Consider the following 1321-nt stretch of genomic DNA (forward strand, 5'->3'; position numbering starts at 1 on the left):
TGAATCGCCCCGGGTTTTGAGGAGGCTCAACACTCTGAGAGGATTGAGCCATGAAGAAGACGAACAAGTTCTCGCCTGAGGTGCGTGAGCGTGCAGTGAGGATGGTGCAGGAGCACCGTGGGGAGTACCCGTCGTTGTGGGCCGCCATCGAGTCCATCGCCCCCAAGATTGGCTGTGTGCCGCAGACCTTGAACGAATGGGTCAAGCGCGCGGAGGTCGACGCTGGCGTGCGTGAAGGCGTCACGACCAGCGAGGCTCAGCGGGTCAAGGAACTGGAGCGCGAGGTCAAGGAGCTGCGGCGGGCCAATGAGATATTGAAGCTGGCCAGCGCGTTTTTCGCCCAGGCGGAGCTCGACCGCCGGCTCAAGTCCTGAAGGACTTCATCGACAAGCATCGCGATACCTTCGGGGTCGAGCCGCTCTGCAAGGTCTTGCAGATTGCTCCGTCGGCTTATCGAAGACATGCTGCGCTGCTGCGCGAGCCACACAAACGCTGCGCTCGGGCTTTGCGAGATGAGCAGTTGATACCGCAGATTCAACGCCTCTGGCAGGCCAACATGCAGGTCTACGGCGCTGACAAGGTGTGGCGCCAACTGGGGCGCGAAGGTGTGAGCGTGGCTCGCTGCACGGTCGAGCGCCTGATGCGCAAGCTGGGGCTGCGCGGTGTGATGCGCGGCAAGGTCGTGCGCACGACCGTCGGTGATGCCAGGGCGCCATGCCCGCTGGACCGGGTCAACCGGCAGTTCTGTGCCGAGCGACCGAACCAGTTGTGGGTGAGCGACTTCACCTATGTCTCGACTTGGCAGGGCTGGCTGTACGTGGCCTTCGTCGTTGACGTGTTTGCCCGTCGCATCGTGGGTTGGCGCGTGAGCAGCTCAATGCGCACTGACTTCGTGCTCGATGCGCTGGAGCAAGCCCTGTACGCCAGACAGCCCGAACGCGACGGCAGCCTGGTCTGTCACTCCGACAGAGGGTCGCAATACGTCAGCATTCGCTACACGGAGCGACTGGCCGAAGCTGGCATCGAGCCATCCGTGGGCAGCAAGGGCGACAGCTACGACAACGCTTTGGCCGAGACCATCAACGGGCTGTACAAGGCCGAGTTGATTCATCGTCGAGCGCCATGGAAGACCAAGGAGGCGGTGGAGTTCGCGACCCTGGAATGGGTGTCCTGGTTCAACCACCATCGCCTGCTCGAGCCCATCGGCTACATACCGCCGGCAGAGGCTGAGGCAAACTACTACCGGCAACTCGCCAGTCGGGTCACTGCTGTGGTGACCTGACTTAAACCAAACAGCCTCCTCGAATCCCGGGGCGATTCA

At 62.3% G+C, this 1321-nt stretch carries 1 protein-coding gene and 1 other annotated feature; the gene reads left to right on the plus strand.

The features are described 5' to 3' along the window. The first annotated feature begins 50 nt into the window (after positions 1-50). Positions 51-1282 (plus strand): IS3 family transposase gene (locus tag ACSQ22_RS26285; RefSeq protein WP_436131963.1). Its coding sequence is split into 2 segments (ribosomal slippage): positions 51-342 and positions 342-1282, totalling 1233 coding nucleotides; the frame shifts between segments, so codons are not numbered across the junction. Continuing rightward, positions 329-445: a sequence feature (AL1L pseudoknot), on the plus strand. (Overlaps the previous gene by 117 nt.) Positions 1283-1321 lie beyond the last annotated feature (39 nt).

Source organism: Acidovorax sp. LjRoot38 (genome assembly GCF_964252975.1).
Classification (GTDB): Bacteria; Pseudomonadota; Gammaproteobacteria; order Burkholderiales; family Burkholderiaceae_C; genus Acidovorax; species Acidovorax facilis.